The organism is Proteus vulgaris (assembly GCF_023100685.1).
GTDB lineage: Bacteria > Pseudomonadota > Gammaproteobacteria > Enterobacterales > Enterobacteriaceae > Proteus.
Map to the genome: position 1 here is coordinate 4,301,838 of NZ_CP090064.1, position 16,223 is coordinate 4,318,060.

Below are 16,223 nucleotides of genomic sequence, written 5' to 3' on the forward strand. Positions count from 1 at the left end.
TTTATTTTAATAACTTGCTGTTTATTAGCTCCTTATCACAAAAGAAAAATAAAAACAAAATAAAATCAATATATTACAAATAAAATCATTATTATTTATTCACTTTATAACTTTATTTATAATACAAAAAAGCTAGAAAAGTCGTAATAATACCAAATTCAGACACATTTCAGTCAAACAAGCCTTGTATTGTCAAAAGGTAAATGGTTAACTTTTTGTTCTACATAAGAAGAGGTGACAGTTTTAAATAGATTATGTCTCGACTAACTTATTACACACTTTTATTTCTTTTATCTATAACACCAGCAATACTTGGTGGCTCAACGTTGTATATAGAACAAAAGATTTATATTGTTCTCATTGGTTGGCTACTTATGCTGATGTGTAGTGGAATTTATCGTTCAATTCTGGGAAAAATAGTAACATTTATAATTAGCGCGCTATGGTCTTTAAATCTGTCTATTTCTCTATTTTTCTATCGTGAACACGACATTGCATTTTCCTCTTCTATCGCAGAAACGTTTATAAATACTAACGGCAGTGAGACTGTTGGTATGCTTTCTTATAATAAATATTACGTGTTATTTTATATATGTAGCTTCTCTATTTATTATTTTCTTATCCATAAAAGCGCTCGATTTTCTCATTTAAAAACCACAATAAATAGTGTTATTGCAATCGTTATATTAATAGCAATTATTCCTATATATAAAAACTTAGCATTAAGAAATGATAACAATACTAAATTAATCTCTGAATATACTCTTTTAAATACACCTTTTTATAATGCAGCAGCACTGGTTAGAACGTTTCATGAAAATCGTCAAATAAAAAGAATAGCTTCTCAAAAAGTTAATTATCAATATAGTAAAAAAGATAATAATACAGATATTTATATTCTTATTATTGGGGAATCTGTTCGGCGTGACCATTTAGGTATTTATGGTTATCCTCATGATACAACTCCAAATTTAATGAAAGAGAAAAACAATCTAATTCTTTTTAAGAATGTTTACTCTCCAGCCCCAGTAACCATTCTTTCTGTACCAATTTCTCTCTCAAATATAGGGTTAGAGCAGTTACAGGATAAAAATCATTACGCTGATAATATTGTTTCCCTTGCTAATCATGCTGGATTTAAAACTTATTGGCTAAGTAACCAAGGGGAAGGGAATCAAAAAACAAGTGTAATCTCGGTCATTGCAAATATGGCACAGAATAAAAAGTGGAATGATTTTATTGGTTATGATGAAGAACTACTTCCTTATTTAGATAAAGCACTCAATGAACCATCTACACAGAAAAAATTTATTATTTTGCATACTTATGGTAGTCATGAACCTGCTTGTAACCGATTTCCAAATCAAGATTTTAAAAAATTCACACAACAAGAAGATGATAATTGTTATGACAGCTCTATCGCTTATACAGATAAATTAATTAATAACATTATTGAAAAAGTAAAAGATAAACCCGCATCTATTCTCTACTTTGCAGATCATGCTTTACAGCGCCTCGATAAGAATAGAGAGATTCGTTATCATCATGGTGTAAATACACCGCGTAAAGAAGCTTACGACATTCCTTTGTTCATTTGGTATAGCTCATCATCTATTAAACCTGTTATTAATGATGAAGCGTTGAATGAGCCTTATTCGACGGTAAATAACTATTGGCTATTAAGTAGTTGGCTTGGTATAGAACATAACTCACCAAAAAAATGTTATTCACCATTAAAAGAATGCTATCAGCCGAAATCACCAATAATGGTTATTGATGGGAATAAAAACCTCTTAAACTATGATTTATTAAGTTCAGAAGAGCAGGAACCTCAATAATATCCTCATCAAAAATATCTAAATAAGAAATACACTTAATAATAAAGAGTGTGTTTATACCTTCATTATCTATTTCTAATAAGATCTGTTTGAGATAATAAAAACAGAAAAGAATAACTCTAGGTATCAAATTAAGTAATATTAGATGCTTGATACGGTGATGATCTTACTAATTGAATGCCATAAATAGGATTTAATAGCGTTAAGAGTGGCTATTTTAAAGATCAATTGAGGAATGTAACGACATTTTTAGCTTTATTTGTTTTCTATATATCGATTATTAAATTCAATGAATTATCGACTAGCATATAAGCTATATAAAAAACTCCAAACGCAAAAAAGCCAACCCACTGGGTTGGCTTTTTCGTCTTATTTAATGCCTGGCAGTTCCCTACTCTCACATGGGGAGACCCCACACTACCATCGGCGCTACAACGTTTCACTTCTGAGTTCGGCATGGGATCAGGTGGGACCGCTGCGCTATGGCCGCCAAGCAAATTCTGTTTAATCACCCGTTACTCCGATTTCTCGTCATAACCAGCAATTTCAATCTTAAACAAGCTTACTTCATCTACTTTTTGTCTCTCAGACAAAACACCTTCGGTGTTGTCAGGTTAAGCCTCACGGTTCATTAGTACTGGTTAGCTCAACGTATCGCTACGCTTACACACCCAGCCTATCAACGTCTTAGTCTTAAACGTTCCTTTAGGTCACTCAAGGTGACAGGGAAGACTCATCTCGAGGCAAGTTTCCCGCTTAGATGCTTTCAGCGGTTATCTCTTCCGCACTTAGCTACCGGGCAATGCCATTGGCATGACAACCCGAACACCAGTGGTGCGTTCACTCCGGTCCTCTCGTACTAGGAGCAACCCCTCTCAATCTTCCAACGCCCACGGCAGATAGGGACCGAACTGTCTCACGACGTTCTAAACCCAGCTCGCGTACCACTTTAAATGGCGAACAGCCATACCCTTGGGACCTACTTCAGCCCCAGGATGTGATGAGCCGACATCGAGGTGCCAAACACCGCCGTCGATATGAACTCTTGGGCGGTATCAGCCTGTTATCCCCGGAGTACCTTTTATCCGTTGAGCGATGGCCCTTCCATTCAGAACCACCGGATCACTAAGACCTACTTTCGTACCTGCTCGAGCCGTCACTCTCACAGTCAAGCTGGCTTATGCCTTTGCACTAACCGCATGATGTCCGACCATGCTTAGCCAACCTTCGTGCTCCTCCGTTACTCTTTAGGAGGAGACCGCCCCAGTCAAACTACCCACCAGACACGGTCCCCGATCCAGATTATGGACCTAGGTTAGAACATCAAACGTTAAAGGGTGGTATTTCAAGGTTGACTCCATGCAGACTGGCGTCCACATTTCATAGTCTCCCACCTATCCTACACATCAAGGCTCAATGTTCAGTGTCAAGCTATAGTAAAGGTTCACGGGGTCTTTCCGTCTTGCCGCGGGTACACTGCATCTTCACAGCGAGTTCAATTTCACTGAGTCTCGGGTGGAGACAGCCTGGCCATCATTACGCCATTCGTGCAGGTCGGAACTTACCCGACAAGGAATTTCGCTACCTTAGGACCGTTATAGTTACGGCCGCCGTTTACTGGGGCTTCGATCAAGAGCTTCTCCCTAAGGATAACCCCATCAATTAACCTTCCAGCACCGGGCAGGCGTCACACCGTATACGTCCACTTTCGTGTTTGCACAGTGCTGTGTTTTTAATAAACAGTTGCAGCCAGCTGGTATCTTCGACTGGCTTCGGCTCCGTCCGCAAGGGACTTCACTTACCGCCAGCGTGCCTTCTCCCGAAGTTACGGCACCATTTTGCCTAGTTCCTTCACCCGAGTTCTCTCAAGCGCCTGAGTATTCTCTACCTGACCACCTGTGTCGGTTTGGGGTACGATTGTTGGTAACCTGAAGCTTAGAGGCTTTTCCTGGAAGCAGGGCATCAATTGCTTCACCACCTTAGTGGTTCGTCATCACACCTCAGCATTAAGTGACCGGATTTGCCTAATCACTCTGCCTACATGCTTGAACCGGGACGACCGTCGCCCGGACAACCTAGCCTTCTCCGTTCCCCCATCGCAGTTACCACCAGTACGGGAATATTAACCCGTTTCCCATCGACTACGCTTTTCAGCCTCGCCTTAGGGGTCGACTCACCCTGCCCCGATTAACGTTGGACAGGAACCCTTGGTCTTCCGGCGTGCGGGTTTTTCACCCGCATTATCGTTACTTATGTCAGCATTCGCACTTCTGATACCTCCAGCATACCTCACAGTACACCTTCGCAGGCTTACAGAACGCTCCCCTACCCAACAATACATAGTATTGCTGCCGCAGCTTCGGTGCATGGTTTAGCCCCGTTACATCTTCCGCGCGGGCCGACTCGACCAGTGAGCTATTACGCTTTCTTTAAATGATGGCTGCTTCTAAGCCAACATCCTGGCTGTCTGAGCCTTCCCACTTCGTTTCCCACTTAACCATGACTTTGGGACCTTAGCTGGCGGTCTGGGTTGTTTCCCTCTTCACGACGGACGTTAGCACCCGCCGTGTGTCTCCCGTGATAACATTCTTCGGTATTCGCAGTTTGCATCGAGTTGGTAAGTCGGGATGACCCCCTAGTCGAAACAGTGCTCTACCCCCGAAGATGAGTTCACGAGGCGCTACCTAAATAGCTTTCGGGGAGAACCAGCTATCTCCCGGTTTGATTGGCCTTTCACCCCCATCCACAAGTCATCCGCTAATTTTTCAACATTAGTCGGTTCGGTCCTCCAGTTAGTGTTACCCAACCTTCAACCTGCCCATGGATAGATCACCGGGTTTCGGGTCTATACCCTGCAACTCATTCGCCCAGTTAAGACTCGGTTTCCCTACGGCTCCCCTATACGGTTAACCTTGCTACAGAATATAAGTCGCTGACCCATTATACAAAAGGTACGCAGTCACCCCATAAAGAGGCTCCTACTGCTTGTACGTACACGGTTTCAGGTTCTTTTTCACTCCCCTCGCCGGGGTTCTTTTCGCCTTTCCCTCACGGTACTGGTTCACTATCGGTCAATCAGGAGTATTTAGCCTTGGAGGATGGTCCCCCCATATTCAGACAGGATAACACGTGTCCCGCCCTACTCGTCGAGTTCACAATAACAGCATCTTCAGATACGGGGCTATCACCCTTTACTGCCGGACTTTCCAGACCGTTCTCCTGATGCTGCTATTGATTAAGACTCTGGGCTGTTCCCCGTTCGCTCGCCGCTACTAGGGGAATCTCGGTTGATTTCTTTTCCTCGGGGTACTGAGATGTTTCAGTTCTCCCGGTTCGCTTCATGACGCTATGTATTCACGTCATGATAATATCCATTGGATATTGGGTTTCCCCATTCGGAAATCGTCGGTTATAACGGTTCATATCACCTTACCGACGCTTATCGCAGATTAGCACGTCCTTCATCGCCTCTGATTGCCTAGGCATCCACCGTGTACGCTTATTCGCTTAACCTCACAACCCGAAGGTGTTTCTTCTTGAAGACGTCTGGGTGGTGATGGCTGTGCAGATTACATTTCGTCGTTGGGCAGTGCTCGCCATGCTCACATACTCATGTATGTTGCGCTGGCTGTGCGCTGGCCGCCTCGAACTGTAAATTGCTCGCTCATCCCACTTCGATGTCGAAAAACACATTCAAAGTTTGAGATTTTGAGAGACTCATCAATATACCTCGGTGATATATTGATTTGTTTTCAATTTTTCAGCTTGTTCCAGATTGTTAAAGAGCAAAATAATTCGCAGTATACTATTGCTAATATACTCTGAATTATTGTTTTTATATTCAAGAGATTATGGTGGAGCTAAGCGGGATCGAACCGCTGACCTCCTGCGTGCAAGGCAGGCGCTCTCCCAGCTGAGCTATAGCCCCATAATGCATTCTTAATACCATGTCGTTTCTCAGGTTTCTTTCTTATCAGGAATTTCCCTTAAGTAAGAATTGAGCCAATCGCAGTGAGACAAGGCGTGGAGTCACGAAGTTTACATTAAGTAAACGAGTGAATTCACAACGCAGTATCAATACGATTTGGTAGGCCTGAGTGGACTTGAACCACCGACCTCACCCTTATCAGGGGTGCGCTCTAACCACCTGAGCTACAAGCCTATACCGGTATTTCTGCTCGTTCTTCATCAGACAATCTGTGTGAGCACTACACATAACACGTATCTCTTAGGTAAGGAGGTGATCCAACCGCAGGTTCCCCTACGGTTACCTTGTTACGACTTCACCCCAGTCATGAATCACAAAGTGGTAAGCGCCCTCCCGAAGGTTAAGCTACCTACTTCTTTTGCAACCCACTCCCATGGTGTGACGGGCGGTGTGTACAAGGCCCGGGAACGTATTCACCGTAGCATTCTGATCTACGATTACTAGCGATTCCGACTTCATGGAGTCGAGTTGCAGACTCCAATCCGGACTACGACAGACTTTATGAGTTCCGCTTGCTCTCGCGAGGTCGCTTCTCTTTGTATCTGCCATTGTAGCACGTGTGTAGCCCTACTCGTAAGGGCCATGATGACTTGACGTCATCCCCACCTTCCTCCGGTTTATCACCGGCAGTCTCCTTTGAGTTCCCGCCATCACGCGCTGGCAACAAAGGATAAGGGTTGCGCTCGTTGCGGGACTTAACCCAACATTTCACAACACGAGCTGACGACAGCCATGCAGCACCTGTCTCAGAGTTCCCGAAGGCACTCCTCTATCTCTAAAGGATTCTCTGGATGTCAAGAGTAGGTAAGGTTCTTCGCGTTGCATCGAATTAAACCACATGCTCCACCGCTTGTGCGGGCCCCCGTCAATTCATTTGAGTTTTAACCTTGCGGCCGTACTCCCCAGGCGGTCGATTTAACGCGTTAGCTCCAGAAGCCACGGTTCAAGACCACAACCTCTAAATCGACATCGTTTACAGCGTGGACTACCAGGGTATCTAATCCTGTTTGCTCCCCACGCTTTCGCACCTGAGCGTCAGTCTTTGTCCAGGGGGCCGCCTTCGCCACCGGTATTCCTCCACATCTCTACGCATTTCACCGCTACACATGGAATTCTACCCCCCTCTACAAGACTCTAGCCAACCAGTTTCAGATGCAATTCCCAAGTTAAGCTCGGGGCTTTCACATCTGACTTAATTGACCGCCTGCGTGCGCTTTACGCCCAGTAATTCCGATTAACGCTTGCACCCTCCGTATTACCGCGGCTGCTGGCACGGAGTTAGCCGGTGCTTCTTCTGCGGGTAACGTCAATTGATAAAGGTATTAACTTTATCACCTTCCTCCCCGCTGAAAGTACTTTACAACCCTAAGGCCTTCTTCATACACGCGGCATGGCTGCATCAGGCTTGCGCCCATTGTGCAATATTCCCCACTGCTGCCTCCCGTAGGAGTCTGGGCCGTGTCTCAGTCCCAGTGTGGCTGATCATCCTCTCAGACCAGCTAGAGATCGTCGCCTAGGTGAGCCATTACCTCACCTACTAGCTAATCCCATATGGGTTCATCCGATAGCGCAAGGTCCGAAGAGCCCCTGCTTTGGTCCGTAGACGTCATGCGGTATTAGCCACCGTTTCCAGTAGTTATCCCCCTCTATCGGGCAGATCCCCATACATTACTCACCCGTCCGCCGCTCGTCAGCAAGAAAGCAAGCTTTCTCCTGTTACCGCTCGACTTGCATGTGTTAGGCCTGCCGCCAGCGTTCAATCTGAGCCATGATCAAACTCTTCAATTAAAAGTGTTTGATGCTCAAAGAAATCGAAAACTTAGCTATTCATAAATGAATTTACTTTTGTTGTTCACTCTTCAAGACTTGATACATCTAATATTTTAGAAGATATCGTCTCTGCGAGTGCCCACACAGATTGTCTGATAATTTGTTAAAGAGCAGTGCAACATTTGCTGCCGTTTCCGGTCTTCTGCGTTGTTGCGAGGAGGCGTATATTACGTTATTCCTCTGAAGAGTCAAGAGTTTTTTCAAACTTTTTTCTTTTCCCTTCGCTGTCCTTCGTGGCTGTTGTCAGCTCATCGTCGGTCAGTGGATGCGCATTATAGGGAGATCTCGGATTAGCGCAAGTGTTTTTTTAAAATAATTTTCCGTTCGCTTTTTTTTTCAACAAAACACGGAAAAACGCTCTATTTCTATGCTGATAGAGTAAAATCCAAACAGCTTTCTATAGCTGACTCACGTAAGATAGAAGATAAATTATGGTATAGGTAACCTTTATTATGCAATTTAGCGAACAACGTTCAGCTTCTCAAAAAAATCTTTCTTATATTGTTGCTGAAAAATTGGGTAAACAAATTCTTTCTGGCCATTACGAACCTGAATCTTTGTTACCAGGAGAAATAGAATTAGCAGAGTTACTCTCTGTCAGTAGAACCGTTATTCGAGAAGCAATAAAAATGCTTGCAGCAAAAGGGATGCTTTTACCACGCCCAAGAATAGGCACTCGAGTAACGCCAATGCAAAATTGGAACTTATTAGATAATGACCTTCTTAATTGGTGGATAGACAGTGGTGAATTTAATAAAGTCAGCCATTATTTCCATCATGTGCGTTTAGCCATAGAACCTCAAGCTTGTTATTTAGCTGCATTTAATGCAACTGAAAGCCAAAAACAGTCTCTTGTTTTATTTGGCAAAGAAATGCAGTTGCTTGATGAGAATTTTGACAGACAACATTGGTTAGATATTGATACACAATTTCATTACCTTATTTACCAAGCAAGTGGTAATCCATTTTTTGCTTCTTTTGGTTCTTTGTTCCTTTCTGCTTATAAAAAGTATTTTGATCTTATTGTGGGTAATGAAACCGTACAACCGGAAACACACAACCAAATAGTTCAAGCTATTATTGATGGTGATGGAAATAAAGCACGCGACCTCTGTTTAATCTTATTAACAAGTGATTGAATAGTTTTAATACAAAAATTGAAGGTTTTCTGTATATAATGAAGCGATAATCAAAATATAGAACAAAGACGGTATATGCTTCATGTTGAAATCCGCCAAAAATATGTCTGGGTTGCCTTGGATAGCTGCAATGGCTTTTTTTATGCAGGCTCTCGATGCAACCATTCTTAATACGGCATTACCTGATATAGCCAAGAGTCTTAATCACTCACCTCTCGCCATGCAATCGGCCGTTATTAGCTACACATTAACTGTGGCTTTATTAATTCCAGTTAGTGGATGGCTAGCCGACAGATTTGGAACTCGCCAAATTTTTATTATTGCGGTTTCTTTATTTTCTGCTGGCTCTTTATTATGTGCACTTTCTCCTAACCTCTCTTTTCTTGTTATTTCACGAATTATACAAGGAATAGGTGGAGCAATGATGATGCCAGTTGCACGCCTTGCTTTATTAAGAGCCTATCCACGTAGTGAATTATTACCCATTCTAAATTTTGTCACTATGCCGGGATTAGTAGGCCCCATAGTAGGGCCTCTTTTAGGAGGGATTTTAGTTACTTATGCCTCTTGGCATTGGATATTTATTATAAATATCCCTATTGGCCTATTAGGTATTTTCTATGCCATAAAGCATATGCCTAATTTTACTATGCCAAAACGCAAATTTGATTTACTGGGTTTTATTTTCTTTGGCTTTGGCTTAGTGATGCTTTCCGTTAGCCTTGATCTTTTTGGTGATAAAAATATCTCTCGCTATATCCCTATAGCCGTTATTTTAGGTGGTTTTTCTCTACTTGGTTTATATATTAATCATGCGAGACGCCACCAGCAGCCTCTGATCCCATTAAATATTTTTAAAACACGAACATTCTCTGTCGGGATTGCAGGCAACATAGCAACAAGGCTAGGAACTGGCTGTATTCCTTTTTTAATGCCACTTATGTTACAAGTTGGCTTTGGCTACCCTGCAATTGTTTCCGGTATGATGCTGGCACCAATGGCTCTGGGCTCTATTTTAGCCAAATCATTTGTCACAAAGATCTTAGTGAAATTTAGCTATCGCCGAACGCTCTTTGCTATCACTATTATTATTGGTTTGATGATCGCTCAATTTTCACTTCAATCTCCTGACATGTCTATTTACTATCTTGTTATCCCACTCTTTTTATTAGGTGTGGTCATGTCGATACAATTTACATCGATGAATACAATTTCATTGGCTGACTTAACAGATAATAATGCAAGTTCAGGAAATAGTGTTTTAGCTATTACTCAACAGCTGGCTATTAGTTTTGGTATTGCTGTCAGTGCGTCTATCTTAGGATATTTTGATACTGAAAACGTTGGCACTACTGTTGATAACTTCCACTATACTTTTATTACGGTAGGTATTATTACATTACTGTCCTCCTTCGTGTTTTTACTCCTCGATAAACATGATGGCGATAACCTAACGAATAAAAAGAAAAAGGCCTGATAGTTTTATTCAAACTAAAAAGAGAGCTTATGCTCTCTTTTTCTTTATATATAGATAGAAAAAATGCTCTACAAGGATGATGCTAAAAAAGTATCCACTTCATGACGCCAAGGTACTGATGGCTGAGCGCCTGCTCGAGTAACAGCAATGGCAGCAGCAGCATGAGCAAACCTAATCGCTGGCATCATAGATTGCCCCTCTAATAAAGCGGTAATTAATGCGCCATTAAATGTATCGCCTGCTGCGATAGTATCAACAGCTTTCACTTTAAATGCAGGAACAATACAACCTTTACTATTTTGCTCGCTAACCCAAACTCCACGGCTTCCTAATGTAATCAGAACTGTTTTAATGCCTTTATGATGTAGAACATCCGCTGCTTGTTGAGCACTTTCATCATCTATGACTTTAATTCCTGTCAGATATTCAGTTTCTGTTTCATTTGGAGTAATAATATCGACAAGAGATAACAACTCATCAGGTAATGCTTGAGCAGGTGCAGGATTTAGTATTACTTGCACATTTTCTTGTTTCGCTATTTCAGCCGCTTTTAATACAGAATCAAGTGGCGATTCTAATTGCATTAACAGAGCATCAGCTTCTTTTATAATATTCCCATGGCACTGAACGTAATTTGTATCTAATCGCCCATTAGCACCAGCATGAATACCTATAACATTTTCACCCTGTTGATTAACGAAAATCAACGCAACACCTGTTGCTACATCGTCAATTAACTCAATACTCTTGGTATCAATGTTATCTGTCATTAATTGAGCTTTGGCTTTTTTACCAATATCGTCATTTCCTAAACAAGCAAGAAAAGAAATATTCGCACCACAACGCCCAGCTGCGACCGCCTGATTAGCTCCTTTACCACCAAATACCATTTGAAATTGGTTACCTGAAATGGTTTCACCAGGAAGCGGAAAATGAGCAACATTAAGAATATGATCAGCATTAACACTACCTAAAATCACAAGTTTCTTCGCTTCCATGATTTTTCCTTACTCTCAATAATAAATTCTAAATGCACTGAATAAATAACATGCAATATTTTAAACCGATCATCTCAGCAACATTAATGAAAAAACGTGATCACCATCGAAACGTTTCGCTAGTAAAACAAAAAAGAACCAAAAATAAGCAGTAGGAAGCTGAATCGATTTTTGTTATAAACAATTTGTGTGCTAATAGAATGTTTGACTATATGTCAGCAATCCTTTTCTGATATTTTCGGGGAATAATGAAAATAAGTACCCACTATTAGGAGTGTTTATGCAACTTGCAGAGCGGATTTCACAACTTAGCCAATATCTTGAAACTGGGCTTTATGAGCGACAATCAGCTATCCGTCTTTGTTTACTTGCAGCACTCAGTGGTGAGAGTGTTTTCTTACTTGGCCCTCCAGGTATCGCTAAAAGTTTAATAGCCAGAAGAATGAAAGAAGCCTTTAAAGAGGCTAAAGCGTTTGAATACTTAATGACGCGTTTTTCAACACCTGAAGAAATTTTTGGTCCTTTATCTATTCAAGCTTTAAAAGATGAAGGGAAATATCAGCGTTTGGTTGAGGGATATTTGCCTGATGCTGAAGTTGTCTTTCTTGATGAAATATGGAAAGCCGGACCCGCTATTCTTAATACGTTATTAACGGCGATTAATGAGCGTAAATTTAGAAATGGGGAAACTGAAGTCAACATCCCAATGCGCTTATTAGTTTCAGCTTCGAATGAATTACCTGATTCAGATAGTAGCCTTGAAGCGCTTTATGACCGAATGCTTATTCGTATTTGGCTAACAAAAGTTCAAGATAAGAAAAACTTTCGCGCTTTACTCGTTAATAAAGAAGTTGGCTCTTTTCATATTCCGTCTCATCTTCAAATTACCACAGAAGAATTTTCACGCTGGCAGTCAGAATTAGAAAAAATCACATTAGATGACCACTTATTTGATTTAATTTATCAACTTCGTGAGTCTTTAGATAAAAGTGATGCAGCTCCTTATGTTTCTGATAGACGTTGGAAAAAAGCGGTACGCCTTTTACAAGCTAGCGCTTTTTTTAATGGCCGTAATGCTATTTCACCATTAGATCTTATTTTATTAAAAGATTGCCTGTGGCATGACCAAGCATCATTTGCATTATTAGATAAATTATTACAAAGCCTTTTAACAGAACAAGCTTACCACCAGCTAGAATTGATCAGAAAAACAGAGGGTTTGTGGGCTGAGTGGATGCAATCAACGAGAAGCAAACAAGATCAACAAGCTTTTCGTTTTGAAAAACAAAGTGGAATGTTTGGCCGTAATGTTCATTTTAATCTGCCAGAAAAAATACAGGCAGATAAATACACACTGTTTTTACACATACCTCTGCATATTCATAGTATTCAAGTTAATTTTATTACATTTGAACACAAAGCCTTAGAAAACTTCTTATCCAAAGGAGAAGAATTGTCTGCACGTTTAAATGGCATTGGTTTTCCTCAATCTATTCATGCTCAAATTCGTCCAGATGGCGTATTAGAAATTTTAGATGTAAGTCGACGCACAACTTCTCTTTACCAACAACAAGAAACAGCACCTACGCCTCTTATTGAAAATAACAAAGAGTGGCAAGACAAATTAAAAGATCTGACTCAAGAAATTTATGGTGAACAAGAAAAATTTAATCATCATCAACCAAATTTATTTATTGATAATGATTGGCTTATTACCATCGAGCAAAGTTTTGTTCAGCTAAATGAAAAACTCTCTCAATTAAAAAGCCAAATAAAGTGATGTGATTATGCTGACACTTTCAACATTAGATATGCTTTTAGCTATAAATGAAGGACAACTTATCGAAGAAGTTATTATTGCTATATTAGCCTCTCCTCAATTAGCTGTTTTTTTTGAAAAGCACCCAAGATTAAAAAAAGCATTACTTAAAGATATCCATCAATGGAAAAAAAGCCTACAACAAAGAGTTAAAGAAACATTAGTACCGACTATGATTGCTGATGAATTTGCTCTTTACCAACAAACGCAATCATTAGGTAATGCGATATTTAATCAGCAAGTTGAACACATCCTTGCTGAATTAAATAAATTAGATTCCTCTTTTATTGAAGAAGCCTCTCAGCTTATCAAAACAAACAAACCGTTTTCTCCTGCTCAGCAAGCGTTGTTTATCCAACACTGGCGGATAAGTTTAATTTTCCAAGTCACAGCATTACACAAAGCCTTATTTGACCAAGAGCAAGAGCAACTCCTGGCTGAACTTCAGGAACGTTTAGCGCTAAGCGGGAGTTTAAGTAATACATTCTCTGAAAATGAGCGTGCAGCAGGGCGTTTATGGGATATGAGTAAAGGTGTTTTAACAAAAACCCCTTTCGATGAGAAGATTATTCAGCGTTATAGCGATTTTCTCGATCAACAACCTGAATTACACAAACTAGCAAGTTTACTAGGTCGTAGCAAAACAGCCAAATCTCTCCCTGAAGAGAGTGTTATTTTTGAACCTATAACTATTGTTGAAAAAGCGCCGGATACAACACCGGAGCAAGTCAACGGAATTGGGCTCGGTGATGATATTTTACGCTTACTTCCCGCTGAGCTCGCCTTGTTAGGTATTAATGAAATTGAGTATGAGTTTTATAGAAAGCTGGTAGAAAAGCAGCTCAATACCTATCGATTACAAGGAGATAATTGGCAAGAGCGTACTGTATTGCGTCCAGTAACTCATCATCATGATGAAGAAAGACCAAGAGGGCCTTTTATTGTATGTATTGATACATCAGGTTCAATGGGAGGATTTAATGAACAGTGTGCTAAAGCTTTTGGGTTAGCATTGATGAAAATAGCGCTTGCAGACAATCGTTCGTGTCATGTGATGTTATTTTCAACGGAAACGGTTCATTACCAGTTATCCTCATCTAACGGCCTACAAGATCTTATCAAATTCTTAAATCAATCATTTAGAGGGGGCACGGATTTAAGTGCATGTTTGGATGATGTTGCAGAAAAACTAAATAGCCCAGCATGGAAAGATGCTGATGCTGTTGTTATTTCTGACTTTGTCGCCCAAAGGTTACCCGAAAACCTAATCAACAAAATCAAAAAAAGCCAACAGCAACAGCACAATCGCTTCCATGCGGTTACCCTATCCAATTACGGTAAACCCAGTATCATGAAAATCTTTGACCATATATGGCGTTTTGATACTGGATTAAAAAGTCGCTTACTTCGACGCTGGCGCCAATAATTACAGCATATCAGCGAAAGCTAAACGGGTGTCTTTTTCCCACACACCACACTGTACTTGACCAATATGCTCTTTTTGCAGAAGTAGCATCACTAAACGCGATTGGCCAATACCACCACCAATGGTTTGTGGCATATCGCCATGCATTAATGCTTTGTGCCAATCAAGCTCTAGGCGCTTAGTATCATCGGTTAATGTTAACTGACGCATTAATGTTTCAGGATCGACACGGATACCCATTGATGACAATTCAAAAGCATCTTGTAATACTGGGTTCCAGACTAAAATGTCACCGTTTAAACCTTCAAATCCATCTTCGTTTGGTGTCGTCCAGTCATCATAATCAGGTGCTCTAACATCATGAGATTCACCACTTGAAAGTTTTCCACCAATACCAATTAAGAAAACGGCACCATATTCTTTCGCAATCGCTTTTTCACGACCTTTGGCATCAAGGTCAGGATAACGGCGCAATAACTCTTCAGTGTGGATAAATTGAATTTGATCTGGCAGGAACGGTACCAGACCAAATTCTTCGCTGACGGCTTTTTCAGTTTCTTTTATTGCCTGATAGATTTTACCCACTGTCTGCTTAAGATAAGGAACTGTACGATCCTTAGCTTCCATCACTTTTTCCCAGTCCCACTGATCAACATAGACAGAGTGGATCTGAGTTAAGCGATCTTCGTCTGGTCTCAACGCTTTCATATGTGTATAAAGCCCCTGACCAGAACTAAATCCAAAACGACCTAATGTTTTACGTTTCCATTTTGCTAATGAATGGACAACTTCAAAGGTAGAATCTGGTAAAGATTTGACTTTAACTTGTACCGCCTTCTCATGCCCAGATAAGTTATCTTGAGTTCCATCACCAAGGCGACTTAAGATCGGTCCTTGAACTTCAATCAGTCCTAATTCTTTTTCCAGCAGACGAGAAAAATATGATTTAACAAAGCTAATTTGCTGTTGAGTCTGAATGAATGATTTTTCCATTTTTATATCCCTAGTGGTGATGTCGTGTTTCGCTGATATAGATTAAGCAACAAAACAGGTACTAAATTCAATATACTTCATTAAAAATAGCCTTGCTTGTTTTAAATCGTTAAAAATAACGCTATAAAAATGTATTATCGTTAAAAACAGGAGGAGTTTATGGACAATATTTATCAGATCGATAATCTCGATCGTGACATACTTCACGCATTAATGGCTAATGCGAGAACACCTTACGCTGAATTAGCCAAAAAATTCGAAGTAAGCCCGGGCACAATTCATGTTCGTGTAGAGAAAATGAAGCAAGCAGGAATTATTACGGGAACGCGTGTTGATATCAGTGCAAAGCAATTAGGTTTTGATGTCTGTTGCTTTATTGGCATCATTTTAAAGAGTGCAAAAGATTACCATACAGCATTAGATAAGTTAGATAAGTTAGATGAAGTCGTAGAGGTGTACTACACAACAGGACAATACAGCATTTTTATTAAGGTGATGTGTAAAAGCATAGAAGCACTACAAGACGTACTTATCAACAAAATTCAGACGATTGATGAAATTCAATCAACAGAAACATTGATCTCTCTGCAAAACCCGATAATAAGGACGATCAAGCCATAAGGGTAAATTCTTATTTTTTTTTATAACCACATTATCCACAGGTAGATCCCAAGTGATTCACAGCGTACAATAGCGCGTCTTGAACATAAGGAGA

The 16,223-nt window shown here is 40.6% G+C and carries 8 protein-coding genes, 2 tRNA genes and 3 rRNA genes; 6 read left to right on the top strand and 7 right to left on the bottom strand.

From position 1 onward, the window contains the following. The first annotated feature begins 254 nt into the window (after positions 1-254). Positions 255-1,838 (top strand): phosphoethanolamine transferase, encoded by a 1,584-nt coding sequence (locus LW139_RS20205; protein ID WP_166540429.1) that lies wholly within the window; start codon positions 255-257, stop codon positions 1,836-1,838. Between the two features lie 378 nt (positions 1,839-2,216). Here LW139_RS20205 and rrf read toward each other — a convergent pair. From rrf to LW139_RS20230, 5 genes are all read right to left on the bottom strand, one after another. Continuing rightward, positions 2,217-2,332 (bottom strand): 5S ribosomal RNA (gene rrf / locus LW139_RS20210). A gap of 116 nt (positions 2,333-2,448) precedes the next feature. Then, positions 2,449-5,351 (bottom strand): 23S ribosomal RNA (locus LW139_RS20215). 339 nt (positions 5,352-5,690) lie between these two features. Then, positions 5,691-5,766, bottom strand: a tRNA-Ala gene (locus LW139_RS20220). Positions 5,767-5,923: 157 nt separating this feature from the next. Next, positions 5,924-6,000 (bottom strand) — tRNA-Ile (locus LW139_RS20225). A 71-nt stretch (positions 6,001-6,071) separates the two neighbouring features. Next, positions 6,072-7,614 (bottom strand): 16S ribosomal RNA (locus LW139_RS20230). Together the 16S, 23S and 5S rRNA genes with 2 tRNA genes alongside form the textbook arrangement of a ribosomal RNA operon. A gap of 494 nt (positions 7,615-8,108) precedes the next feature. On the opposite strand from LW139_RS20230, the gene LW139_RS20235 reads away from it, so the two are divergent. Continuing rightward, on the top strand, positions 8,109-8,795 hold the full coding sequence (locus tag LW139_RS20235) for a FadR/GntR family transcriptional regulator (RefSeq protein ID WP_166539244.1): 687 nt from the start codon (positions 8,109-8,111) through the stop codon (positions 8,793-8,795). Positions 8,796-8,877: 82 nt separating this feature from the next. Beyond that, positions 8,878-10,272: a multidrug transporter subunit MdtD gene (mdtD, locus tag LW139_RS20240; RefSeq protein WP_247850440.1), complete on the top strand. Its 1,395-nt coding sequence runs from the start codon at positions 8,878-8,880 to the stop codon at positions 10,270-10,272. A gap of 68 nt (positions 10,273-10,340) precedes the next feature. On the opposite strand, the gene rbsK is transcribed toward mdtD, so the two are convergent. Continuing rightward, on the bottom strand, positions 10,341-11,270 hold the full coding sequence (gene rbsK / locus LW139_RS20245) for a ribokinase (protein ID WP_109410115.1): 930 nt from the start codon (positions 11,268-11,270) through the stop codon (positions 10,341-10,343). 280 nt (positions 11,271-11,550) lie between these two features. On the opposite strand from rbsK, the gene ravA reads away from it, so the two are divergent. Continuing rightward, complete coding sequence (gene ravA, locus LW139_RS20250) at positions 11,551-13,050, top strand: ATPase RavA (protein ID WP_247850441.1); 1,500 nt, start codon at positions 11,551-11,553, stop codon at positions 13,048-13,050. Positions 13,051-13,057: 7 nt separating this feature from the next. After that, positions 13,058-14,515, top strand: coding sequence for an ATPase RavA stimulator ViaA (viaA, locus tag LW139_RS20255; protein WP_247850442.1), 1,458 nt, complete (start codon positions 13,058-13,060; stop codon positions 14,513-14,515). On the opposite strand, the gene asnA is transcribed toward viaA, so the two are convergent. Continuing rightward, entirely contained in the window at positions 14,516-15,508 is a 993-nt protein-coding gene (gene asnA / locus LW139_RS20260; protein ID WP_109399003.1) for an aspartate--ammonia ligase, read from the bottom strand. Between the two features lie 159 nt (positions 15,509-15,667). Between asnA and asnC the strand changes: the two genes are divergently transcribed. Next, positions 15,668-16,129: a transcriptional regulator AsnC gene (gene asnC / locus LW139_RS20265; protein WP_069367404.1), complete on the top strand. Its 462-nt coding sequence runs from the start codon at positions 15,668-15,670 to the stop codon at positions 16,127-16,129. Positions 16,130-16,223 lie beyond the last annotated feature (94 nt).

Excerpts from the sequence above, each read along its gene's own strand:
- LW139_RS20205 (WP_166540429.1), top strand. The coding sequence starts at position 255 with ATGTCTCGACTAACTTATTACACACTTTTATTTCTTTTATCTATAACA.
- LW139_RS20235 (WP_166539244.1), top strand. The coding sequence starts at position 8,109 with ATGCAATTTAGCGAACAACGTTCAGCTTCTCAAAAAAATCTTTCTTAT.
- mdtD (WP_247850440.1), top strand. The coding sequence starts at position 8,878 with ATGTTGAAATCCGCCAAAAATATGTCTGGGTTGCCTTGGATAGCTGCA.
- rbsK (WP_109410115.1), bottom strand. The coding sequence starts at position 11,270 with ATGGAAGCGAAGAAACTTGTGATTTTAGGTAGTGTTAATGCTGATCAT.
- ravA (WP_247850441.1), top strand. The coding sequence starts at position 11,551 with ATGCAACTTGCAGAGCGGATTTCACAACTTAGCCAATATCTTGAAACT.
- viaA (WP_247850442.1), top strand. The coding sequence starts at position 13,058 with ATGCTGACACTTTCAACATTAGATATGCTTTTAGCTATAAATGAAGGA.
- asnA (WP_109399003.1), bottom strand. The coding sequence starts at position 15,508 with ATGGAAAAATCATTCATTCAGACTCAACAGCAAATTAGCTTTGTTAAA.
- asnC (WP_069367404.1), top strand. The coding sequence starts at position 15,668 with ATGGACAATATTTATCAGATCGATAATCTCGATCGTGACATACTTCAC.